Origin of the sequence: Myroides sp. C1519, assembly GCF_038039755.1 — a bacterium.
In the GTDB taxonomy this organism is placed as follows: Bacteria; Bacteroidota; Bacteroidia; order Flavobacteriales; family Flavobacteriaceae; genus Flavobacterium; species Flavobacterium phaeum_A.
In genome coordinates this window covers 1-21,977 of the sequence record NZ_JBBPHM010000024.1, presented here as the reverse complement: position 1 = coordinate 21,977, position 21,977 = coordinate 1, and the positions used below count along the sequence as shown (strand labels likewise).

Genomic DNA, 21,977 nt, shown 5'->3' with positions numbered 1-21,977 from the left:
CTATTAGGAAACAAGCTATTTCGTTTCATTTGTTTTTTCAACCTTCAAAAAAGAGAATTCCCCTTCTGTTACCCTGATACTCACATCCTTATCATCTTCTTTAAAAAGAACCAAATCAAAAGTTCCTTTTAATCGTAAAGGCTCTACCAAATTTTGAGTATCATTTTCAACATCTTCAACAATCAAATATGAATCCTTTCTATTTTCTTCTAAAGAAACATATTTAACTCCTTCAGGTGAAGTATATACAGCCTTAAAAGTATCTTGTTCATACTTAGTATTAGACTTTAAAGCCAAACCTTTTGTAAACGTAATAAAAAGAGACTGTGTTTTACCAACTTCATCTGTTCCTGAAATCACAAGACTATTATCATCTATCGCAATATTCTCTTTTGAATTTTGCATTGGCTCATCACCAATAAAAGCATCAAAATATGTTTTTTCTAATCTCGAATACGGGATGTTTGAAAAATCACCTGTAATAGGGAATGGCTTTAAATTAGGGTTATCTGAATTCAATGGAATCATACTTTTAATATCAATTCCTCCATTAACTACTCTTGCATTTTTATTAATATATGACATAGAAATAATACCTGTTACCCAATTAGGACGAAGTGTATCTTTTGTAGTGTACTCAGTATCATCTTTTTTTGAATAATAAGTTGATTCATTTACATTAGTAGGAAAATTCCCTTGTACAAACTTCTTAATATTCACAATCAAGTAATCCTCTCCTGTTTCTCCTAAATTGTCAACTCTTAAAGTAAATTCTCTATTTTTATCTACAGTAGCTATAATTTTCTCACGCTCCATATAGTTCTCTCCTTCGATATTTAGATTTACTAATGGTTTACCTACCATAACATTGTTTTCTAACAAAGGGTCTATCTTTTCATTATCACAAGAAACAAAACCTAAACCTGCTATTAATAAACAACTTGCTACAATATATTTATATCCTTTTTTCATCTTTCAATTCTTTCTTTTATAAAAAACTTTAACAAATTTACAATAAAATTACTATCATCTATTAAATCATTCTCTTATTTGGCACTCTTAACAGTAAAACAAAGCCTATTGCAAAGAAAACAATTAAGAATAATATCGCATTTTGCATTTTGCCAGTTATATCACTCACCAAGCCATACATTGCCATTCCTAATACAATACCTAACTTTTCTGTTACATCATAAAAGCTAAAAAAAGAGGTTGTATCAGTTGTATCAGGAAGCAATTTAGAATATGTAGAACGAGATAATGATTGAATTCCTCCCATTACAAGCCCAACAAATCCAGCTGCAACATAAAACTCATTTGGCGTTTCAATAGTATAAGCATAAACACATATAAATATCCATAACGCATTTAAAACACAAAGCGTATAAATATTCCCTATTTTTTTTGACATCCCTGAAGTTGCATAAGCTCCAAGTATAGCCACTAATTGAATTACTAAAATACTTAATATTAACCCTGTAGTACGCTGACTATCTGTCTCCCAAGCGATTTCTTTTTCTCCAAAATAAGCAGCAATAACCATTACTGTCTGTACCGCCATACTATAAACAAAAAAAGCAACTAAATATCGTTTCAACGAACTATACCCACGTAACTCCTCCCATACTTTCTTTAATTCTCTAAAGCCCTTAAAAAAAACGGATTTAGTTATTTTTTTATCATTCTTAAAATCTGGCAAGTATTTAAAGGTGTAGATACTAAAGCCTATCCACCAAATACCAACTAATAAAAAAGAATAGCGCATTGCAGTCATAGCTGAATCAAAACCAAAAGTTTCGTGTTTCATTATTAACAACAAATTGAGCAATAGTAAAATTACACTTCCTACATACCCCATAGCATAGCCTTTAGCACTAATATTATCTTGTTGGTTTTGAAAGGCTATATCAGGTAAATAAGAGTTGTAAAAAACAAGACTCCCCCAAAAACCGATAAGTCCGAACATATAAAACAATAAACTGAGTAGAATATAGTCTAAGCTAAAAAAATAGAGAAGCATACAAGAAATAGATCCTATTCCACAAAAAAGCTTCATAAAGAATTTCTTGTTCCCAAGGTAATCTGCTATTCCAGATAAAAATGGAGAGATGATACAAACAATTAAAAAACCAATTGCTGTGATATAACTGATAATAGACTCACTTTTAATATCAAGTCCGAAAATAAGAAAACGATCTAACTCTCTCTCCCTAAACAAAGCTCCATAGTAGAGAGGAAAAATAGATGACGAAATAACAAGTGCATATACAGAATTAGCCCAGTCGTAAAATGCCCAAGCATTTAACAACCTCTTATCTCCTTTTACAAATTGAGTCATAGTACAAGTGCTTAACAAAAAAATAAGCTACCTAATTAGGTAGCTTATTTAATAAAATATTACTTGTTGAAATATACACCAAATTTTGCAGCTTCTGCTTTTGCTTCTGGAATTAATTTTTTAAGGTTTTCAATACGTTCATGGTTACTCGGGTGAGTACTCATAAATGAAGAACCTCCATCTCCTCCTGTTTTAGCAGCCATACGAGACCAAAACTCTACAGATTCTTCTGGATTATATCCCGCAATTGCCATTAATGTTAATCCTATTTTATCAGCTTCTGTTTCATTAGCACGACTAAAAGGTAACATTCCTCCTACTTGTGATCCATATCCATAAGCTGCTGCCCAAGTTTGTTTTGCAATAGGACTTGAGTTTTGAGTTAACAAATCAAGTGCAATTGCACCACCTTGCTGAAGCATACTTGCACTCATACGTTGTTGTCCGTGATTTGCTAATGCGTGAGATACTTCGTGCCCCATTACAGTTGCAATACCAGCATCTGTTTTACAGACTGGTAATATTCCTGTATAAAATACAATCTTACCACCAGGCATACACCAAGCGTTTAACTCTTTATTATCTACCAAATTGTATTCCCAACGATAGTCATTTAAATAAGAACCATGACCATTTGCTGTTAACCATTTCTCGGCTGCAGCTTTAATTCTTGTTCCTACTTCTTCAATACGTTTTGCATCTTTTGTTCCTTTAACAGCTTTATTCTCTTTCAAGAAATCATCATATTGTTGGAAAGCCATAGGAAATAAATTTGCATTTGACTGAAACGCCATTGTTTTTTTTCCTGTAAAAGGATTAGTAGCACAAGCTGCCAATAATAAAGCACTACCTGCTACAAAAAATACTTTTTTCATACCACTTATTTTTTTGTCAAAAATAATAGGATTTAGCAATATAAAAAACTTTTAATTCGCATTTATTATTGTCTTACTTACTCAGTATGATATCAATATCGGCAAATAATTATCTTTAAAACACCTTTATTTAAACAAAACTGATTCATTTATAACATAATAAATATCCAAATTTGAAAATGATAACGCTTTAAACTGCAATAAATGAGAATATCACCAAATAGTAGGCTTGCATAGTACTTTAATTTTGTAATTTTACAGCATTACAAGATTATTATAATGCAAAATCAAAAACCAAAACAATCGCTTGAAATACCTAAAAGCATAATAGTAATAGGAAAAACACTACAACTATTTTCAAATAATTTAGCAACTCGTTTTGCTCAAAATTTATTTATTACTCCTCTTAAATTTAAACCACCAAAAAGAGAGAAGGAAATGCTTGATAAAAGTGTTGTAACTGAAATAGCTGTACCTAAATTAAAGAAAGATATTTTTGTATACCAATATGGTACAAATAAAGCTGCTACGAAAAAAGCTCTTTTGATTCACGGATGGAATGGTAGAGGTACGCAATTAATCACAATAGCTAATATGCTAATGAGACAGGGCTATGACATCGTAAGTTTTGATGCACCTGGACACGGGAAATCGCCAAAAACGAAAACAAATATGACTGAATTTATTGCTTCTGCCTTTGAAGTAGAAAAACAATTCGGTCCCTTTGATTTAGTAATTGGACACTCTCTTGGCGGAATGACTACTATGAATGCTTTAAAAGATGGCTTTAAAGCTAAAAAAGCAGTAATCATTGGAAGTGGTGACGTGGTTGAAGATGTAATAGATGACTTCGTTGAACAAATTAAACTAAAACCAGTTATTTCTAAATTAATTAAACAACGTTTTGAGAAACAGTTTAATCAAACAATGGAAAGCTATTGCGTACACAATGCTGCTAAAACAATTAAAATACCTCTATTGATCATACACGACGAAGATGATTTAGATGTACCCGTAAAGGCTGCTTATCAAATTAAAAAGAATGCTGTTGATGCACAATTAATGGTAACACAGACTTTAGGTCATAGAAAGATTCTTGGTGATAAAAAAGTAATAGAAAGAATTAAAGACTTTATTCAAGATATAGAATAATGAAATATTACCTTTTCTTAATTATGATATTATCTTTGATAGCTTGTAAAAACACAACGTATCAAAATACACCAATTATGAAGAAAGATACAACTACGACTGAAGAACAATGGCAACAAACATTGACTCCAGAACAATACTATGTATTAAGACAAAAGGGTACAGAAAGACCTTTTACAGGAGAGTACAATGATTTATTTGAAAAAGGAAGCTATCACTGTGCTGGCTGTAATCAAAAACTTTTTGATTCGGACACTAAATTTGATAGTCACTGTGGTTGGCCTTCATTTGACAAAGCAATCAAAGGTTCTGTTGAATATATTAGAGATACAACTCACGGTATGATTAGAACGGAAGTTGTCTGCTCTACTTGCCACGGGCACTTAGGTCACGTATTTCCTGATGGACCACAAGAAACAACTGGCGAAAGATATTGTATGAATTCAATTTCTTTAAAGTTCGTTTCAGAAAAATAACATTATTTCTTACAAAACAGAGATTAACATAGTAGACTACTATATTAATCTCTATTTTTTTTGCATCATAACTGTATTATCTACTTAGTAAATGAGATTATCTATAAATCATTACCAAAATAAGAAATACAAACTTTCGTTCTTCTCTTAAGATTATTCAAGCTCTTTACACTACTTCTTTTCTAAGTAAAAAACATTATACACAAGTCTATTAATCTTAGATAATTAAAGAATAATCTATTTTCTTTAATTAAAACTTTTCTCTTTTTGACTAAAAACAGTCTAAAAAAATCTTTTTTCAACTCATTTTAGCTAAAAAAGTAGTAAAAAAGACTTACTTATTATCACTATATAGAACACTCAAAAAAGCAATAACAAACTATAAACCAATAACTTACACAACTAAAAGAATAATACCTCCTCAAATCCAGATAGATAGCTAACCCTAACATTTACAAGGCTTAAAGCACTATTGTCTGACAATCATCCGACTATTGTCCGACATTACTGAGCTGAGAAACATTTTGTCGAACAATAGTCGGACAATACTCAGAGCATTGTCCAACGAAACTATAATTTCATTACTAAAATACACACTTACAAAATAAAGTATTGACTTTTTTCAATGTAAAAATGATGCTTTTATATTAATACAGAAAAGTATTTTATTGAGTCTTTAGAGTAAGAGAAGAACTCTCAAAAGGAAATTAAAAATCTCTTTAATACAACATTTTTATTTCTTTCATCCCAAATTCTTGAATGCTATCATCCTCTAACTGAATACAAAGCAATCCATATTTAGTTACTCCTTTTATTATACCCATAAAACGAGTATTATCAATATTTTCAAATACGGTAGGCGTATTTATACGATATAAATGAGAATGGTATTCGTCCCATAAAAAGTCACCACCTTTACTAAGATATTGTTCACTATAATATTTCAATTCATTCACTATAGTATATAAGAGAACATCTTTATCAGTTTTATCACCAGTTAACTTAAATATTGAACTTGCTTGTGGAAAATCATCAAAGCTTTCTTGATTAACATTGACACCTATACCGACAATAGATTGAGTCTCTCCATTAGCTTTAATGATGTTCTCTATCAATATGCCACATATTTTCTTATTATATGACAAAATGTCGTTTGGCCATTTTATATAAAATGGCAGGTTATAAGTTTTTTTTAAAGCTTGATAAACACTCAAAGCGACCATCACGTTTAAATCAAAAACGTATTCTGGAGAAGACAAGACATCCTTCATTAAAACACTAAAGCTTAGACTACTACCCACTTCAGAAGTCCAAGTACTTCCCCTTTGTCCTTTACCAGCGAATTGATTTTCTGCCGAAACAACGGTGAGGTTTTCTAAGTTAGAAACTGTAAGTAAGTCTTTCAAATAGGTATTAGTAGACCCTATGGCATCGAGTTTGATAATATTCATACAAAATTATTATAGTCTATTCAGAACGGTTTCATTATATTTGGAACCAAATTTAGCTAACATTACATTTAATCGCGAATAAATAAGAAATAAAATAAATGGCAGACAAGAATATCAACAACGACGAATTGATCGCAAACATTATCAAAGGAATTGAATCAGTTAAAGGAGAGAACATTAAAATATTAGACTTAAGAGAGATTGACAATACTCCTTGTGATTATTTCATTATTTGTGAGGGAAATTCAAACACACAAGTCAATGCCATAGCTGGTGCTACACAAAAAATAGTATCAAAAGAACTTCACGACAAACCTTGGCATATTGAAGGTGAAGTACAAGCAGAGTGGATATTAATGGATTATGTAAATGTTGTAGTTCATGTATTTCAAAAACATATACGTGAATACTATAACATCGAAAGTCTATGGGGAGATGCTAAAATCACCACTGTTGAAAGCCAATATTAATCACTAAAATTATTTTTCATGTCTGATAATATGAAACCTAATCCAAAAAAATCAAGATTTAATCCTTGGATACTTTATGGAAGTCTCTTAGTGATTATTCTTGTAATTAACTTCCTGACTAATGGAAGTAATTTTGGAGACTCAAGACAATTGGGTTTATCAAAATTATATGACTATTTAGAACAGGGATATGTAGAAAAAGTTGATTTCAATCGCACAGTAGCAAAAGTTTATTTAACTGAAGAAGCGTTACAACAAGAGGAATTCAAAGATTTACAAAAGAAAAGTATCCTTGGTAAAGGAAACACAGGACCACAATTCCTAACTGACATTGGTAATTCTGAGATTTTTCAAACGAAGCTTGACAAAGCTAAAAGTGAAGATAAATTAGTAGAATATAAATCAGAACCTGACAGTAATTGGGGAGACTTATTAATTAGCTTCTTGCCGATTGTTATCATCATAGGTTTCTGGTTATTTATGATGAGAAGAATGTCTGGTGGCGGTGGCGCTGGTGGCGGTGGCCAAATCTTTTCGATTGGTAAATCTAAAGCAAAACTTTTTGATGAGAAAAACGACATCAGAGTAAGCTTTAAAGATGTTGCAGGATTGGAAGGGGCTAAAGAAGAAATTGTAGAAATTGTAGAATTTCTTAAAAACCCAGAAAAATATACTTCTATTGGAGGTAAAATTCCAAAAGGAGCTCTTTTAGTAGGACCTCCAGGTACTGGTAAGACATTATTAGCGAAAGCGGTTGCAGGTGAAGCGAAAGTTCCTTTCTTTTCACTTTCTGGTTCTGACTTCGTTGAAATGTTTGTAGGAGTTGGTGCTTCTCGTGTAAGAGACTTGTTTAAACAAGCGAAAGAAAAATCTCCTTCAATTATCTTTATTGATGAGATTGATGCTGTTGGTCGTGCACGTGGTAAAAGCAACTTCTCTGGTTCAAACGACGAAAGAGAAAACACATTAAACCAATTATTAACAGAAATGGATGGTTTTGGTTCTAATACTAATGTTATTGTATTAGCTGCAACTAACCGTGCTGAAATATTGGATAAAGCTCTTTTAAGAGCAGGACGTTTTGACAGACAAATTTATGTTGATCTACCAGACGTTAAAGAACGTGAGGCTATCTTCAACGTTCACTTAAGAAACATTAAAAAAGTAGATAACTTAGATATTGATTTCTTATCTAAACAAACTCCAGGATTCTCTGGTGCTGATATTGCCAATGTTTGTAATGAGGCTGCATTAACTGCTGCTCGTAAAGACAAAAAGCAAGTTGATATGCAAGATTTCCTTGATGCAGTTGACCGTATCATTGGTGGTTTAGAAAAGAAAAACAAAATTATCTCTCCAGAAGAAAAATATGCTATCGCTATTCATGAGGCTGGACACGCTACTGTAAGTTGGATGTGTGAACATGCTGCTCCATTAGTAAAAGTAACAATCGTTCCTCGTGGACAAAGTTTAGGTGCTGCTTGGTACTTACCTGCGGAAAGACAGATCGTTAGAACAGAACAAATGTTAGACGAGATGTGTGCTACAATGGGAGGACGTGCTGCTGAAAAAATTATCTTTGATAAAATATCAACTGGTGCATTAAGCGACTTAGAGAAAGTAACTAAACAAGCAAAAGCAATGGTTACCATCTACGGATTGAATGAAAAATTAGGAAATATTACTTACTATGATTCATCAGGACAAAATGAATACGGTTTTGGTAAACCATATTCTGAAGAAACTGCAAGAATCATTGACCAAGAGATTTCATCTTTAATTGAAGGACAGTACGAACGTGCACAATCTATCTTATCTCAAAACAGAGAAAAGTTAATTCAATTAGCTGATTTACTTTGTGAAAAAGAAGTAATCTTTAAACAAGACTTAGAAGATATATTTGGTAAACGCCCATTTGACAAAGAAGGTGCAGTTGAAATAAATATCTCAGAAGAAAACAAACCCGAGCAAACAGAAGAATAATCTTCTACATAAAGCACAAATACTAAAAATCTTAACCTAAAGGCAACTTTAAGTTAAGATTTTTTTTATCTTTGAATACTTATAACCAAATTATTTCATCGGAGTAAAGTTGACATGAATTTTTTAAAGAAATTAATTAAAGTTTTTCAGCCTTCAGTTCCTGAAGTAGAGCAGTCTACTCCAGAAAGAAGTCAGTATCTTCCAGAGGAGAAGATGCCGGTAGATGAACTATTTACTGTTAATTTTAAAGAAAATGGTGGAAAGTTTCTTTATTGTGAATCAAATGAAGATTTAACAGAAACTTTTGTAAATATACTTTTAGAAAATGACTGGTTTGAAACAGAAGCATTAAGCTATGAAACACAGTTATATCCTCTTTTAGATGAAAATAACGTTAAGTATATCAACGTTAAACAACCTACATTCTTTTTCTCTACGTGCGAGAGTTTAATTGCTGAAGATGGCTCTATACTATTCTCTGGTAAACAATTAAAAGATAACAAAGCACACCATTTACCTTTAAACTTGATTATAATAGCTAAAACAAGTCAAATAACAAGAACTAAAAGTGATGGCCTGCGAGAAATAAAACGAAAATACGGAAGTGCACTACCAAGCAATATCACAGCCTTCAACTGCTTTAAAGAAGCACCTGTTGAAGCGGATTTCCTTAGCTATGGTAGATCGCCTAAAAATTTATACCTATTACTTTTAGAAGATTTATAATATGTCAGAATCAGTTACTCGTGCAATATCAGGTGTAATCTACATTGCGCTATTGATAGGAGCAACTCTATACTCTCCCCTTACTTTTGAAATCCTTTTCGGTTTCTTTATGTTTGTTGCTTCTTTTGAATTTGCAAAACTTATAAAGTTACCTAAGTCCTTATCTATGATAATAGCTTTAATAGCTATTTCGTGTGTGTTTTGGGACAGAGATATTATGCCTATAAATGCTATCGCAATCTTTGCTGTAGTAATCTTATTAGCCTTATTAGCGGAATTATTCACTACACGAAAACCTAATAGATCATTCCCTATTAAAATCATAATCTTTTTAGGTTACATTATAGCAACTTTTACAGCTATATTATATCTACCTTTCGTTAGAGGTGAATATACCCCTAATATTATAATTGGAATGATGATTTTAATATGGACAAATGATACATTTGCCTATATCGTTGGAAAGAAAATTGGGAGAAATAAACTATTTGAAAGAATTTCACCAAAGAAAACTATTGAGGGTTTTGTAGGTGGTTTAGTGTTCAGTATCATAGCAAGTATCATATTAAGTCAATTTTTTGACTTTTTTAGTATGATAGTTTGGATAAGTAGTGCTATTTTTGTCAGCATTTTTGGAACCATTGGTGATTTAGTAGAATCACACTTCAAAAGAGAAGCTGGTGTCAAAGATAGCGGTTCAATAATGCCAGGTCATGGTGGTATATTAGATCGCCTTGACAGTGTTATATTTGTAGCACCATTTTTGTATTTAATTTATCAAATATTATAACCTATGTTTCACAAAGAAGGAACGAAAATTATTTTTTACTCATTAGTAGTAGCTGTAGGATTAGTCGTTTTAGCTGATGTATTAATTGATATCGACTGGATAAGAATGATCGTACAATCAATTGTACTTATATTCTTAATCTTAATACTTCAATTTTTCAGAAACCCTAATAGAAGTGTTACTCCAAATGACAATACTGTTTTAGCACCTGTTGATGGAAAAGTAGTTGTAATTGAAGAGGTGTACGAACCAGAATATTTTAAGGAAAAAAGACTTATGGTTTCTATCTTTATGTCTCCTTTAAACGTACACGTAACGCGTTATGGGCTGAGTGGATTAATTAAATACAGTCAATACCACGCTGGTAAATATTTAGTTGCTTGGCATCCTAAAGCAAGTGAAGAAAACGAACGCACTACTGTTGTAGTAGAAAACCCAGTATTTGGAGAAATTATGTATAGACAAATCGCTGGTGCTTTAGCAAGACGTATTGTAAATTATGCTAAGCCAGGTATGAAAGTCGTTCAAGGTACTGATGCTGGATTTATTAAATTTGGCTCAAGAGTAGATTTATACTTCCCTATTGGAACAAAAATTGAAGTAGCTTTAGATCAAAAAGCAGTTGGAAATAAAACAGTAATTGCACAAAAATAAATAATGAGCAATTTAGATATAGAATTTAAAGAAGCATATAAACGTATTTCAGAGGAAGCTAAAAACCTTCCTGCTGATGTAATGTTACGCATATATGCCTATTACAAACAAGCAACAAACGGATTAAGTCATAAAGACTTTGAAGAAATGTCATTTGACATTAAAAAGGCCTTTAAGTTTAATGCGTGGACACAAGTAAGTCATTTATCAATGACTGAAGCTAAAGAGGAGTATATTAAAATAGCTAAAGAGATATTTAAAAATGATTAAGCTTAAACGAAATATTGCAATTTTATTTTGTTCTAACTTATTGTTATTTTCTTCTTGTGGACATAAAAACGACCTAACAGAAGTTGAAATACCAGAAAGAGAAGCTTTTAATATTCAGAAAAGTGATTTCCCCGATCCTGCTACTATCAAAACTAAGCAAGGTCCTTTTGAAATGCGTGGATTACCATATAACTTCAATGATTTTGAAGTTATAGTAAAACCTGAAACTGCTTTCATTCATTTTGACAAAGTTCATTTAGACTATGCAAATCGACTAAATACAGCCGTACACGGAACTCCTTTTGAAAAAGATGATATAAGTACTTTAATAACGCGTATCGATAGTAGATACTCTAATTTGAAAAACTTTTCTGGTGCTTATTACAATCACAATATTTTTTGGCAATCAATTAATCCAAAAAGTGAAAGTAAACCGAATGAAACCTTAGCTAAACTGATTGTTGAATCTTTTGGCTCAATAAACGAATTAAAAAGCGAATTCGTTAATAAAGGAAATGCTTTAGTTGGATCAGGTTGGATATGGCTTACTATTTTACCTAATGGAAAATTAAGTGTTGTAACCACATTAAACAATGATAGTCCTAATATGCCTGAATTGCAATTAGGTAAACCTTTATTAGGAATAGATTTATGGGAGCATGCTTATTTTGACACTTATAAAAATGACAAAAAATCTTACATTGAAACTTGTTATAAGTATTTCAATTGGGATACAGCAAATAAAGAATTTATAGTTGATGTAGAATCAACAGAAGCAAACTAAAAAAGGCAGATATCATATGATATCTGCCTTTTTTAGTCTATTATAATTACTCCTTTTTAAAAAGGAACATCATCATCGTTAAAATTATTGTTCGCTGGACTATTAAATACTTGTGAAGCTGGAGGGAGAGTATTAGTTAGGTTTTGCCCGTAACCTTGGTTCGCTTCTTCATTCATTGCTGATGAAATAAAACCTGTTCCAAAACTATCTTCCTCAAGATTATCAAACTTACCAAATTGTCCTAAGAACTTCAGTCTTATGTTATCTAATCCACCATTTCTGTGTTTTGCCACAATAAATTCAGCTTGTCCTGCAGTTGGACTTCTTTCTTCATCATCCCATTCTTCAATTTTATAGTACTCTGGTCGATAAATAAACGATACGATATCCGCATCTTGCTCAATCGCCCCAGACTCCCTTAAATCGGATAATAATGGTCTTTTTGACGTACCACGCGTTTCCACAGCACGCGATAACTGAGATAAGGCAATAACAGGAACATCAAGCTCTTTTGCTAATGCTTTCAAAGTACGTGAAATAGTAGAAATCTCTTGCTCACGGTTTCCTCCTCCTTTAGAATTACCTCCTGCAGTCATTAACTGCAAATAGTCAATAATAATCAACTTAATACCGTGTTGTGAAGCTAAACGTCTTGCTTTTGCACGTAAATCGAAAATAGACAATGAAGGCGTATCATCAATAAACAAAGGTGCACGTTCTAAGTCCTTTACCTTCACGTTTAATTGTTCCCACTCGTGCTTTTCTAATTTACCTGTACGTAGTTTTTCTGATGAAAGACCTGTTTCAGATGAAATCAAACGAGTAATCAACTGTACAGAAGACATCTCTAATGAAAACACAGCTACACCAGCTCCTGAATCAATCGCGATATTACGTGCCATAGACAAGACAAAAGCTGTCTTACCCATACCAGGACGAGCAGCAATAATGATCAAGTCACTTGGTTGCCATCCAGATGTAAGTGCATCAAGTTTATGGAATCCTGTTGGAAGCCCACTTAACCCCTCTTTTGTACTAATTTCTTCAATTCTCTTTTTTGCCTGAGCAACAAGAGACTGAGCTGTCTCCGAACTCTTTTTAATATTTCCTTGAGTAACTTCATACAACTTAGACTCTGCTTGATCTAATAAATCAAACACATCACTTGTCTCGTCGTATGCATTCTCAATAATTTCATTTGAAATGCGAATTAAACTTCTCTGAATGAACTTCTGTAAAATAATACGTGAGTGAAATTCAATATGCGCAGAAGACGTGATTTTCTGAGTTAAGCTAACCAAATAGTAATCCCCTCCTACTAAATCAAGTTTTCCATTTTTACGAAGTTGCGTAGAAACAGTTAACAAGTCAATAGGTTGGTTACCTACGAATAACTGATCAATCGCTTCAAAAATATGCTTATGAGCATCTTTATAAAAAGCATCTGGCTGTAAAATATCAATTACCTCATCAATACCTTTTTTATCAATCATCATTGCACCCAATACAGCCTCCTCTAAATCAACTGCTTGAGGTGGTAACTTTCCTTTTTCCAGAGATACGATCTCCTTAGAAAAAGACTTCATTGGTCTAAAATCTTTAGCTTGCTCCATATCGCAAAATTACACCTTTTTTAAGTATTACTCAACCCAAATATATAAATCAAATAGTTAATTATATAGTCAGGGTATTAAAATAAAAAATCCGAGACAATGTCTCGGATTCAGTTTTATTATCTAAATTTTGAATTAGTCTCTGTATTCTCCCATTTCAAAATATTTCTCCATACGATTAGCTAAAAGCTTTTCTGTTGGTACTTTCTGTAAAGAAGCATAAGTGTCTACAATGTATTTCTTAACACTTGCAAAAGTCTCTTCTCTATTAGTATGAGCTCCTCCAAGAGGTTCTTTAATAATATCGTCAACTAACTTATTTTTCTTCATATCAAAAGAAGTTAATTTTAAAGACTCTGCTGCTTGCTCTTTATATTCCCAGCTTCTCCATAAAATTGAAGAACATGACTCTGGTGAAATAACAGAATACCAAGTATTTTCAAGCATCGTTACTTTGTCTCCTACACCAATTCCTAAAGCTCCTCCTGAAGCACCTTCACCTACAATAATACAGATGATTGGCACTTTAATACGGAACATTTCGAAAATATTACGTGCAATAGCTTCTCCTTGTCCTCTTTCCTCTGCTTCTAAACCAGGATATGCTCCAGGAGTATCAATCAAAGCAACGATTGGAATATTGAATTTCTCTGCCATTTGCATTAAACGTAGAGCTTTTCTATATCCTTCAGGATTTGCCATTCCGAAGTTTCTAAACTGTCTCGTTTTAGTGTTGTAACCTTTTTGTTGACCAACGAACATAAAACTTTGATCACCGATTTTACCTAAACCACCTACCATTGCTTTATCGTCTTTTACATTTCTATCTCCGAAAAGTTCTAAAAATGTATCTCCACATAACGCTTTGATATAGTCCATAGTATAAGGTCTATTTGGGTGTCTTGACAATTGAACTCTTTGCCAAGCCGTTAGATTCTTATATATGCTCTTTTTGGTTTCTTCTAATTTCTTCTCAATTTGTTTGCAAGTCGCTGATACATCAACATCAGATTCCTCTCCTATCAACGTACATTTACCCAACTGCTCTTCAAGCTCTTTAATTGGAAGTTCAAAATCTAAATATTCCATTTATGATTAAGTTTTAATTTCAATTACGAATTACAAAGATAAAACAATCCTCGAATAGATAAGCTATTTGAGACTAAGTTTTCTCTTTTTTCTATTTTTTACTATTGCATTTAACACAACAGTACTCAGTATTAATAAGGCTCCAACATAAAATTCGGAGTTCATTTTTTCACTATCCTTAAACAATAAAACCGCTAATAAAATACCATAAACGGGTTCTAAATTAATAGTCAACATCACGGTAAATGGCGTTAAAAACTTCATTATATAAACAGAGCCTAAGAAAGCAAATGCTGTACAAAAAACTCCTAAAATGAAAAGCCAAAACCAATCCGTCAAACTTACTGTAAAAAATTCACTTGTAAAACTCCCTGTAAAAAGAAGAAATACTGATAGTATTAGCAGACCTCCTAACATCTCATAAAATGTGATAATTGGTGCTGCTGTATGTTTAACTAACTTGCTATTAATGATTGAAAAAGTAGCTGACAAACAAGCAGATGACAATCCTAAAACTATCCCCTCTACATACTCTCCACTTACACTAAATATTAAAGCTAAGGCACAGATAACGATAAAGCCAAACAATACTTCGTATCCAATTATTCTTCGTTTAAAAAAGATTGGTTCCAATATAGAAGCAAAAAAAGCTCCTGTGGATAAACAAGCTAATGTAACAGAAATATTAGAAACTTTAATTGCCCAAAAGAATGTCAACCAATGCAACGCAATGACTAATCCTGCTCCAAAAAACTGAAGTATCTTTCCTTTTGAAGCTTGAAGCGTTTGTCTTTTAAACAAAAACATGATCCCTAAAGTAACGACAGCTATTAAAATACGATACCAAACTAATGGCAACGCTTCTAAGGTAATTAAATGCCCTAAAATTGCTGTGAATCCCCATATAAAAACGATTATATGAAGATAGATGTAACTTTTTATATTATCTGCGAGCATTGCGTAACAAAAAGATTGCTAAAACACCAAATACTATATTCGGAAACCAAACTGCAAATAATGGAGGAATACTTGACGCCTCTGCAAGCGTACCAAATATTTTGTCAAAAAACACATAGATAAAGGCTAAAGCAATACCAATTGCTAAGTTAACCCCCATTCCTCCTCTTCTCTTCATTGAAGATACAGATACAGCAATAATCGTTAAGATAAATGCAGAAACAGGAATACTATATTTTTTATACAATACTACAAGATAGGTATTGATATTAGAAGACCCTCGCATCTGTTCTTTTTCAATAAAACGTTTCAGTGGTCCCAATTGCATTGTTTCAGCAGCATAAACTACAGGCGTTAAATCGTCAATATCAAAATCTAACGTCATATCTTTTTGCTCTGCCTTTTCAAGCTGATCTTCTCCTTCTCCTACATCTCTTTTAAAATAATCATACAACGTATAATTCTCTGTTTCTGGATTCCAAACAATACGGTTTGCTGTCGTTTTTGACACTAATTTATTCTCGTCAAAAACCTCCATTGAGAAGTTATAACCTGTTTTTGAATTATAATTAAAGTTACTTACGTAGATAAACTCATTCGCACTAATCTGTCTATAAACATTCTGACTCTCGCGAACCTCATCTCGTTTAAGGTATTTATATCTAAAATCGTTATAGCCCTGGCTTGCCTTTGGAACAATAAAAACAGACATAACTAACGCAAATAAAGAAACAAATGTAGCTCCTACTATATAAGGTCTTAAAAAACGAGTAAAAGAAATACCCGAACTAAGAATAGCTACAATCTCTGTATTATTTGCCAGTTTTGAAGTAAACCAAATAATAGATATAAACAGGAAAATAGGAAACAACATGTTAGCAAAGTAAATTGTAAAGTCAAGGTAATACAATAGTATCGCCGAAACCGGTACTTTATTTGCTAACATCTTGTTGATTTTCTCAGAGACATCAATAACGATTCCAATCGGTACAAAAAGTAATAACATTACAAAAAATGTTGCCAAATACCTTTTAAGTATATACCAGTCTATAATCTTCATACGAATCTAATTTGATGCTCTTAAAATATTTTAAATAACGTTTATAAACGTTGTCCTAATTGTTTTACCATTTTGTTTTTCCACTCTGTGAAAGTACCAGCTAAAATCTGACGACGTGCTTCGCGTACTAACCACATATAGAAACCTAAATTGTGAATTGTTGCGATTTGCTTCCCTAAAGACTCATTCGCAGCAAACAAGTGACGTAAATATGCTTTTGAATATTCTGTATCTACCCAAGTGTACCCATTTTCATCAATCGGTGAAAAATCATTTTCCCACTTCTTGTTTTTCATATTGATAGTACCATTTGCAGTAAACAACATTCCGTTACGTGCATTACGCGTCGGCATAACACAGTCAAACATATCTACTCCTAAAGCAATATTCTCTAAAATATTAATTGGCGTTCCAACCCCCATTAAATAACGAGGTTTTTCTTTTGGTAAAATATCAGTTACCAACTCAGTCATTGCATACATTTCCTCCGCTGGTTCTCCTACTGATAATCCTCCAATAGCATTTCCGGCAGCTCCAACATTAGCAATATACTCTGCTGACTGCTGTCTCAAATCTTTAAATGTACTTCCTTGTACAATTGGAAATAACGTTTGAGAATACCCATACATTTCAGGTACTTTAGCCAAGTGATCAACACATCTGTCTAACCAACGGTGTGTACGATGCATAGATCTTTTTGCATATCTATAATCACAAGGATAAGGCGTACATTCGTCAAATGCCATAATGATATCTGCACCAATTGTTCTTTGAACTTCCATAACACTCTCTGGAGAGAAGAAATGGTAAGAACCATCGATATGAGATTTAAACTTAACTCCCTCTTCTTTAATCTTACGATTTCCAGAAAGAGAATAAACTTGAAATCCACCACTATCCGTTAAAATATTACGATCCCAGTTCATAAACTTGTGTAATCCTCCGGCTTGTTTAAGAATCTCCATTTTAGGTCTTAAATAAAGATGGTATGTATTTCCAAGAATAATATCTGGATTTACCTCTTCTTTAAGCTCTCTTTGGTGAACTCCTTTTACCGAAGCAACAGTTCCTACTGGCATAAAAATTGGCGTTTCAATAACACCGTGGTCAAGCGTAACTTTCCCGGCACGAGCACGAGAATTAGCGTCTGTATGTAATAAGTCGAACTTCATATTAATTATTTACAACTGGCAAAGATAAAGCAAAACAATGGATGCTTATAAATTTTAATTTATTTTTCTATTTATTCAAAAGTCATTAAGACTGTACTTTATTCCTCAATAATAACCATATAACTATTGGTGCTCCAAATATAGAGGTAACTGCATTAATTGGCAATAAAAACGACTCTCCCTTTATTTGTGTCAATATATCACATAACAACATCAATACTCCTCCTAATAAAGCGGTAGAAATAATCAAATAACGATGGCTACTCACTTTTAACAATAACCGAGCTATATGAGGCACGGCTAAACCTACAAAGGCAATTGGCCCTACAAAAGCTGTAGATACTCCTGCCAATAAACTTGTAACCAAAATTATCATATTGCGAGAATTTCTGATATTTATTCCCATTGATAAGGCATAGTTATCTCCTAAAAGCAAAGCATCAAGTGTGCGCACTAAAAACAAACACCCTATTAAACCGATAAAAACTACCGAACCAAATAAAGTGATTGTATCCCAAGTTAAATTGCCCAAACTCCCCATAGACCAAAACGTAAAACGCTTTAATTGTTCTGCACTACTAAAATAAGTCAGTATACTCACTACAGCATTGGCAAAACTACCAAACATCAACCCTACAATCAAAACAGTTACTGTATTTCTGACTGTATTCGAAATCAGTAAAACTAATAGTAAAAGGCCTAAGCTCCCTAAAATAGACACTAACGCTATTCCGTAAGATGAAGTCAAAATAGGAACCAATGAAATGGGTAAAAAAGCAGAACCTAAAATCAAAAATGCAACACCTAAGCTGGCTCCTGAACTAATTCCTAATACATAGGACTCTGCCATAGGATTGCGAAATAAGGTTTGCATTAATAGCCCACTCAACGATAGAGCAACTCCTACTAAAACAGCCACAACTGCCTTAGGTAAGCGATAATTAAGAACAATATACTTCCAAGTATCTTTTACCTCAACCTCTCCAAACAATATTTGCACTACCTTAAAAAAAGGAATGTGAATGCTACCAGTAGCAATATTCATTACAAATACCACTGCCAATACTACAAATAATCCTCCTATACCTATTTTCTTACTCATCCTATTTTAGCTGTTCGTAAAAAGTAGGCTTATACTCGTCTCCTAAAACCTCTGGATGAAAAATATAGACTAAATCCTTCAAGACCAAATCAGGTCTATTAGGTCCGTATTCATAAAAAACGCTTCCTCCCTTTTCGCCCTTTTTAGGGGCAAAAGAAAACACGTTTTTACTTTTAAAAGCGTCAAATTGCGCATAATGAGGATTCGCCTGTTGCATATCTGCCAATGTTTCAAACTGCGCAGGGTTAACCCAATATTTAGCCTTTGCAGCTTTGTCATATACAGCTTCAAAAGACAATGATAAACTTCCTGTCCCTTCACTATCCTTCCACAGATAGTCAGCTTTCGCATCTTTAAAGTACATTGCTACCCAACTTTGTCCTTGTGGTAAATACCAAACATCTTGATACATAGCACCACTCATCACAGTTGGATATTCTGTAACATCTTTGACAAGCTCTAATACCTTATTATAATTCTTTGTTACATTATCAAAAAACAACTTAGCTTCTGCCTCTTTCCCATATAAAGCACCAAATAATTTAATCCACTCAGCCTTTCCTAAAGGAGTCTGTTCTACCCAATCACCATTGTAAATTACAGGTATTCCACTTTGTTGAATTGTATGCAGAGCCGCATTATTGTCATCCATTGCAAAAGCAACAATTGCGGTTGGCTCTAAATCTAAAGCAAGTTCCGTATTCATCTGTTCATTTTGCCCCAGCTCTTTCACACTACCTGCATTAATTAAATCTCTTATCGGTTGAGAAGAAATATAATCTAAACCAGGAAAACCAACCAATGTTTGCTCCTCTCCTAAAGCCACTAAAGACGGCAAATGAGTAGTAGAAGTTGCTATTACACGATCAATCGGCACTTTTACTTGCGGAAACTTGCGCAATGAATCTGGCACCACTAATCCGTTTTCTTTGTATAAAACATAAGTAAACTCTTTATCAGCCCCTGCCCAAGGTTGTAAAACTTTGACAACAGTAAACTTATCATAGGTATAAATAGCTAATCCGTTAGCGTATTCAATATCGTTTGTTGCTGCAACTATTGTTTCTTGCTCTTGCTTCTTTTTACAAGAGAAAACAGTGATAGACAAAAAAGCTACTATAAAAAGATTCTTTATATTTTTCATACTACGTTATTTGGTTGATAAAACAAAAATAGAATAATTAAGCAATAGTAACCTATTCACTCCCGCTATTAATCTTGTGATGTTCAAAGTTTAAACCTTCATCTATCCCTTGTCATTACAAAGGAAATGTAACAAAAAATAGGAAATACCGAAAAACTTCTTACATTTATACAAGGTTTACACCTGTATTAAAAGGACTATGAAAAAAAAATCGCTACAAAAGATATTAATTTTATCTATTTTCTTGATTGCAATAGTGAGCACTGTTTCTCTACTATTACAAGCAAAACAAACAGAAATACAAACAATTAAAAACACAGACTACGGAACATATAGTGATCCAGAGGTTGCTTATCAAGAATGTTACAAGATTCTAACAGAGCTTTCATTAAACCTTAATGAAGGATTAGAGTCTAATAAAGTCAAAAACAAATAAACATGAATAAAATACTACACTTTACATCTATAGTATTCTTTGCGCTTTTTAGCGTTTCAATGACTTACGCACAAGACGACTTTGCTAAGTTTGAGAAAAACAAACAAATAAACAATGTCATCGTAAACAAAAAAATGTTTGAAATGATGGCAAACGTTAAAGTAGAAGCGAATACAGATGAAGAACGTGCTTACTTTAATCTAATCAAAAAACTGACTATGCTTAAAGTATTCAACTCAAGTGCAAGTCAAGTAAAACCTGAGATGAAAACTACGGTTAACAATTACATCTCTGCACAAGGATTAAAAGAAGTGCTAAATAAAAAAGACAATAATTCTACGATTACTATTTATATTGACAAAGACGGAAACTCTAAAAACGCAAGTCAATTAGTAATGTTCAACGAAGGAATTGTTGATGGACAAGAAAGTATCATTATGTTAATTACTGGTCAGTTTTCATTAGACGAACTAACAGCATTGACAAACAAAATGAAATTACCCCTTGGTAATACATTAAAAACTTTAAAATAAGATAGAATGCTATTTACATATTAATGTAGGTAGCATTTTTTATTTTCACTCCCTTCTACTTATCAATAAAAACTATTCTCTTATAAATTTAAAAGGAAGTGGACTATCGACTAATTGTATTTTAAAAAATATCTTCGTAATAATTAAGAAATACAATTATGAAATTACAACATATTACAATTTATACAAATGACATTCTACAAACAAAGGATTTCTATGTAAATACATTAAATTTTTCAATTATTCAAGAAACAGAGAATAGGATTACTTTCGAGATTGGTGATAGCCAACTTACTTTTATTCATACATCGAATGATCTTGAAATCTATCACTACGCATTTAATATTCAACCCAACCACTTAAACGAAGCGATTACGTGGTCAGAGAAACGATTTAAACTACTCTTATCTCCTACCAATAACATTATTACCAATTTTGAACAATGGAAAGCCGAATCTATATATTTCTATGATAACAATGGTAATCTTTTAGAATTTATAGCAAGAGAAGATAGCCCTATTTTAATAGATAAATCCTTTTCATCAGCTGCAATACTTAACATCAGTGAGTTTGGTGTGGTTTCAGAAAAAGCATTAGACAAGGCAAAAGAACTAATAACACTTCATAATCTCTCGTTATTTGACAAGGCAGTTGCCTCAAATCAATTCTTAGCATTAGGAAATGATGAGGGACTACTTATTTTTGTAGAACCAAATAGAGCTTGGTATCCAACTACAGCTAAAGCCAAAAAGTCACAAGCTAAAATAACTATAGTCATTAATAATAACGAAGTAAACCTGCAAAGTACAAATCTATATAAATAAAAAAAGCTGAGATAAATCTCAGCTTTTGTGACCCGACTGGGGCTCGAACCCAGGACCCCAACATTAAAAGTGTTGTGC

The 21,977-nt window shown here is 32.6% G+C and carries 23 protein-coding genes; 12 read left to right on the top strand and 11 right to left on the bottom strand.

From position 1 onward, the window contains the following. Window positions 1–15 precede the first annotated feature (15 nt). The 3 genes from AABL81_RS12020 to AABL81_RS12010 form a co-directional block, all read right to left on the bottom strand. On the bottom strand, window positions 16–972 hold the full coding sequence (locus AABL81_RS12020; protein WP_341341149.1) for a hypothetical protein: 957 nt from the start codon (window positions 970–972) through the stop codon (window positions 16–18). Window positions 973–1,033: 61 nt separating this feature from the next. Further along, the gene (locus AABL81_RS12015) at window positions 1,034–2,338 is read right to left on the bottom strand and encodes an MFS transporter (RefSeq protein WP_341341148.1); all 1,305 of its coding nucleotides are present in this window, start codon (window positions 2,336–2,338) and stop codon (window positions 1,034–1,036) included. Between the two features lie 59 nt (window positions 2,339–2,397). After that, the gene (locus tag AABL81_RS12010) at window positions 2,398–3,213 is read right to left on the bottom strand and encodes a M48 family metallopeptidase (RefSeq protein ID WP_158209212.1); all 816 of its coding nucleotides are present in this window, start codon (window positions 3,211–3,213) and stop codon (window positions 2,398–2,400) included. 279 nt (window positions 3,214–3,492) lie between these two features. Between AABL81_RS12010 and AABL81_RS12005 the strand changes: the two genes are divergently transcribed. Then, complete coding sequence (locus AABL81_RS12005; protein WP_341341147.1) at window positions 3,493–4,365, top strand: alpha/beta hydrolase; 873 nt, start codon at window positions 3,493–3,495, stop codon at window positions 4,363–4,365. Continuing rightward, window positions 4,365–4,841 carry a peptide-methionine (R)-S-oxide reductase MsrB gene (gene msrB, locus AABL81_RS12000; RefSeq protein ID WP_341341146.1) on the top strand — a complete coding sequence of 159 codons (477 nt, stop codon included), beginning with the start codon at window positions 4,365–4,367 and terminating at the stop codon, window positions 4,839–4,841. The genes AABL81_RS12005 and msrB overlap by 1 nt, the downstream gene beginning before the upstream one ends. Before the next feature lie 719 nt (window positions 4,842–5,560). On the opposite strand, the gene AABL81_RS11995 is transcribed toward msrB, so the two are convergent. Then, window positions 5,561–6,292 (bottom strand): biotin--[acetyl-CoA-carboxylase] ligase, encoded by a 732-nt coding sequence (locus AABL81_RS11995; protein ID WP_341341145.1) that lies wholly within the window; start codon window positions 6,290–6,292, stop codon window positions 5,561–5,563. A 98-nt stretch (window positions 6,293–6,390) separates the two neighbouring features. Between AABL81_RS11995 and rsfS the strand changes: the two genes are divergently transcribed. The 7 genes from rsfS to AABL81_RS11960 all read left to right on the top strand — a co-directional run bounded on the left by rsfS (window position 6,391) and on the right by AABL81_RS11960 (window position 11,969). Then, window positions 6,391–6,762: a ribosome silencing factor gene (gene rsfS / locus AABL81_RS11990; RefSeq protein ID WP_090407460.1), complete on the top strand. Its 372-nt coding sequence runs from the start codon at window positions 6,391–6,393 to the stop codon at window positions 6,760–6,762. 18 nt (window positions 6,763–6,780) lie between these two features. Next, a complete protein-coding gene (gene ftsH / locus AABL81_RS11985; protein WP_158209216.1) occupies window positions 6,781–8,745 on the top strand; it encodes an ATP-dependent zinc metalloprotease FtsH in 1,965 nt (654 codons plus the stop codon). A 114-nt stretch (window positions 8,746–8,859) separates the two neighbouring features. Further along, a complete protein-coding gene (locus AABL81_RS11980; protein WP_158209217.1) occupies window positions 8,860–9,471 on the top strand; it encodes an LUD domain-containing protein in 612 nt (203 codons plus the stop codon). 1 nt (window position 9,472) lies between these two features. Further along, window positions 9,473–10,261 (top strand): phosphatidate cytidylyltransferase, encoded by a 789-nt coding sequence (locus AABL81_RS11975; protein ID WP_158209218.1) that lies wholly within the window; start codon window positions 9,473–9,475, stop codon window positions 10,259–10,261. A 3-nt stretch (window positions 10,262–10,264) separates the two neighbouring features. After that, the gene (locus AABL81_RS11970) at window positions 10,265–10,915 is read left to right on the top strand and encodes a phosphatidylserine decarboxylase family protein (protein ID WP_158209219.1); all 651 of its coding nucleotides are present in this window, start codon (window positions 10,265–10,267) and stop codon (window positions 10,913–10,915) included. Between the two features lie 3 nt (window positions 10,916–10,918). After that, window positions 10,919–11,185 (top strand): acyl-CoA-binding protein, encoded by a 267-nt coding sequence (locus tag AABL81_RS11965; RefSeq protein ID WP_158209220.1) that lies wholly within the window; start codon window positions 10,919–10,921, stop codon window positions 11,183–11,185. Beyond that, window positions 11,178–11,969, top strand: coding sequence for a superoxide dismutase (locus tag AABL81_RS11960; protein ID WP_341341144.1), 792 nt, complete (start codon window positions 11,178–11,180; stop codon window positions 11,967–11,969). Before AABL81_RS11965 ends, AABL81_RS11960 begins: the two co-directional genes overlap by 8 nt. 56 nt (window positions 11,970–12,025) lie before the next feature. Here AABL81_RS11960 and dnaB read toward each other — a convergent pair whose 3' ends face one another. The 7 genes from dnaB to AABL81_RS11925 form a co-directional block, all read right to left on the bottom strand. Next, entirely contained in the window at window positions 12,026–13,582 is a 1,557-nt protein-coding gene (gene dnaB / locus AABL81_RS11955; protein ID WP_341341143.1) for a replicative DNA helicase, read from the bottom strand. Between the two features lie 135 nt (window positions 13,583–13,717). After that, entirely contained in the window at window positions 13,718–14,671 is a 954-nt protein-coding gene (locus AABL81_RS11950; protein ID WP_090407450.1) for an acetyl-CoA carboxylase carboxyltransferase subunit alpha, read from the bottom strand. A 63-nt stretch (window positions 14,672–14,734) separates the two neighbouring features. Further along, window positions 14,735–15,628: a DMT family transporter gene (locus tag AABL81_RS11945; protein WP_158209223.1), complete on the bottom strand. Its 894-nt coding sequence runs from the start codon at window positions 15,626–15,628 to the stop codon at window positions 14,735–14,737. Then, window positions 15,615–16,688, bottom strand: coding sequence for an LptF/LptG family permease (locus tag AABL81_RS11940; RefSeq protein ID WP_341341142.1), 1,074 nt, complete (start codon window positions 16,686–16,688; stop codon window positions 15,615–15,617). The genes AABL81_RS11945 and AABL81_RS11940 overlap by 14 nt, the downstream gene beginning before the upstream one ends. A gap of 41 nt (window positions 16,689–16,729) precedes the next feature. Next, window positions 16,730–17,860 carry a tRNA guanosine(34) transglycosylase Tgt gene (gene tgt / locus AABL81_RS11935; protein WP_158209225.1) on the bottom strand — a complete coding sequence of 377 codons (1,131 nt, stop codon included), beginning with the start codon at window positions 17,858–17,860 and terminating at the stop codon, window positions 16,730–16,732. Between the two features lie 85 nt (window positions 17,861–17,945). Next, on the bottom strand, window positions 17,946–18,962 hold the full coding sequence (locus tag AABL81_RS11930; protein WP_341341141.1) for a FecCD family ABC transporter permease: 1,017 nt from the start codon (window positions 18,960–18,962) through the stop codon (window positions 17,946–17,948). A gap of 1 nt (window position 18,963) precedes the next feature. Beyond that, the gene (locus AABL81_RS11925; RefSeq protein ID WP_341341140.1) at window positions 18,964–20,106 is read right to left on the bottom strand and encodes an ABC transporter substrate-binding protein; all 1,143 of its coding nucleotides are present in this window, start codon (window positions 20,104–20,106) and stop codon (window positions 18,964–18,966) included. Window positions 20,107–20,305: 199 nt separating this feature from the next. On the opposite strand from AABL81_RS11925, the gene AABL81_RS11920 reads away from it, so the two are divergent. The 3 genes from AABL81_RS11920 to AABL81_RS11910 all read left to right on the top strand — a co-directional run bounded on the left by AABL81_RS11920 (window position 20,306) and on the right by AABL81_RS11910 (window position 21,899). Further along, window positions 20,306–20,542, top strand: coding sequence for a hypothetical protein (locus AABL81_RS11920; protein WP_341341139.1), 237 nt, complete (start codon window positions 20,306–20,308; stop codon window positions 20,540–20,542). 2 nt (window positions 20,543–20,544) lie between these two features. Then, window positions 20,545–21,075 carry a DUF4252 domain-containing protein gene (locus tag AABL81_RS11915; protein WP_341341138.1) on the top strand — a complete coding sequence of 177 codons (531 nt, stop codon included), beginning with the start codon at window positions 20,545–20,547 and terminating at the stop codon, window positions 21,073–21,075. Window positions 21,076–21,233: 158 nt separating this feature from the next. Then, a complete protein-coding gene (locus AABL81_RS11910) occupies window positions 21,234–21,899 on the top strand; it encodes a VOC family protein (protein ID WP_341341137.1) in 666 nt (221 codons plus the stop codon). Window positions 21,900–21,977 lie beyond the last annotated feature (78 nt).

Bases quoted from the DNA above. Each gene is read 5' to 3' on its own strand.
- AABL81_RS12015 (WP_341341148.1), bottom strand. From the start codon at position 2,338: ATGACTCAATTTGTAAAAGGAGATAAGAGGTTGTTAAATGCTTGGGCA.
- AABL81_RS11910 (WP_341341137.1), top strand. From the start codon at position 21,234: ATGAAATTACAACATATTACAATTTATACAAATGACATTCTACAAACA.
- AABL81_RS11940 (WP_341341142.1), bottom strand. From the start codon at position 16,688: ATGAAGATTATAGACTGGTATATACTTAAAAGGTATTTGGCAACATTT.
- AABL81_RS12010 (WP_158209212.1), bottom strand. From the start codon at position 3,213: ATGAAAAAAGTATTTTTTGTAGCAGGTAGTGCTTTATTATTGGCAGCT.
- AABL81_RS12020 (WP_341341149.1), bottom strand. From the start codon at position 972: ATGAAAAAAGGATATAAATATATTGTAGCAAGTTGTTTATTAATAGCA.
- AABL81_RS12005 (WP_341341147.1), top strand. From the start codon at position 3,493: ATGCAAAATCAAAAACCAAAACAATCGCTTGAAATACCTAAAAGCATA.
- AABL81_RS11970 (WP_158209219.1), top strand. From the start codon at position 10,265: ATGTTTCACAAAGAAGGAACGAAAATTATTTTTTACTCATTAGTAGTA.
- dnaB (WP_341341143.1), bottom strand. From the start codon at position 13,582: ATGGAGCAAGCTAAAGATTTTAGACCAATGAAGTCTTTTTCTAAGGAG.
- AABL81_RS11960 (WP_341341144.1), top strand. From the start codon at position 11,178: ATGATTAAGCTTAAACGAAATATTGCAATTTTATTTTGTTCTAACTTA.
- AABL81_RS11925 (WP_341341140.1), bottom strand. From the start codon at position 20,106: ATGAAAAATATAAAGAATCTTTTTATAGTAGCTTTTTTGTCTATCACT.
- AABL81_RS11965 (WP_158209220.1), top strand. From the start codon at position 10,919: ATGAGCAATTTAGATATAGAATTTAAAGAAGCATATAAACGTATTTCA.
- AABL81_RS11920 (WP_341341139.1), top strand. From the start codon at position 20,306: ATGAAAAAAAAATCGCTACAAAAGATATTAATTTTATCTATTTTCTTG.
- AABL81_RS11945 (WP_158209223.1), bottom strand. From the start codon at position 15,628: ATGCTCGCAGATAATATAAAAAGTTACATCTATCTTCATATAATCGTT.
- AABL81_RS11915 (WP_341341138.1), top strand. From the start codon at position 20,545: ATGAATAAAATACTACACTTTACATCTATAGTATTCTTTGCGCTTTTT.
- AABL81_RS11950 (WP_090407450.1), bottom strand. From the start codon at position 14,671: ATGGAATATTTAGATTTTGAACTTCCAATTAAAGAGCTTGAAGAGCAG.
- AABL81_RS11930 (WP_341341141.1), bottom strand. From the start codon at position 18,962: ATGAGTAAGAAAATAGGTATAGGAGGATTATTTGTAGTATTGGCAGTG.
- rsfS (WP_090407460.1), top strand. From the start codon at position 6,391: ATGGCAGACAAGAATATCAACAACGACGAATTGATCGCAAACATTATC.
- tgt (WP_158209225.1), bottom strand. From the start codon at position 17,860: ATGAAGTTCGACTTATTACATACAGACGCTAATTCTCGTGCTCGTGCC.
- ftsH (WP_158209216.1), top strand. From the start codon at position 6,781: ATGTCTGATAATATGAAACCTAATCCAAAAAAATCAAGATTTAATCCT.
- AABL81_RS11975 (WP_158209218.1), top strand. From the start codon at position 9,473: ATGTCAGAATCAGTTACTCGTGCAATATCAGGTGTAATCTACATTGCG.
- msrB (WP_341341146.1), top strand. From the start codon at position 4,365: ATGAAATATTACCTTTTCTTAATTATGATATTATCTTTGATAGCTTGT.
- AABL81_RS11980 (WP_158209217.1), top strand. From the start codon at position 8,860: ATGAATTTTTTAAAGAAATTAATTAAAGTTTTTCAGCCTTCAGTTCCT.
- AABL81_RS11995 (WP_341341145.1), bottom strand. From the start codon at position 6,292: ATGAATATTATCAAACTCGATGCCATAGGGTCTACTAATACCTATTTG.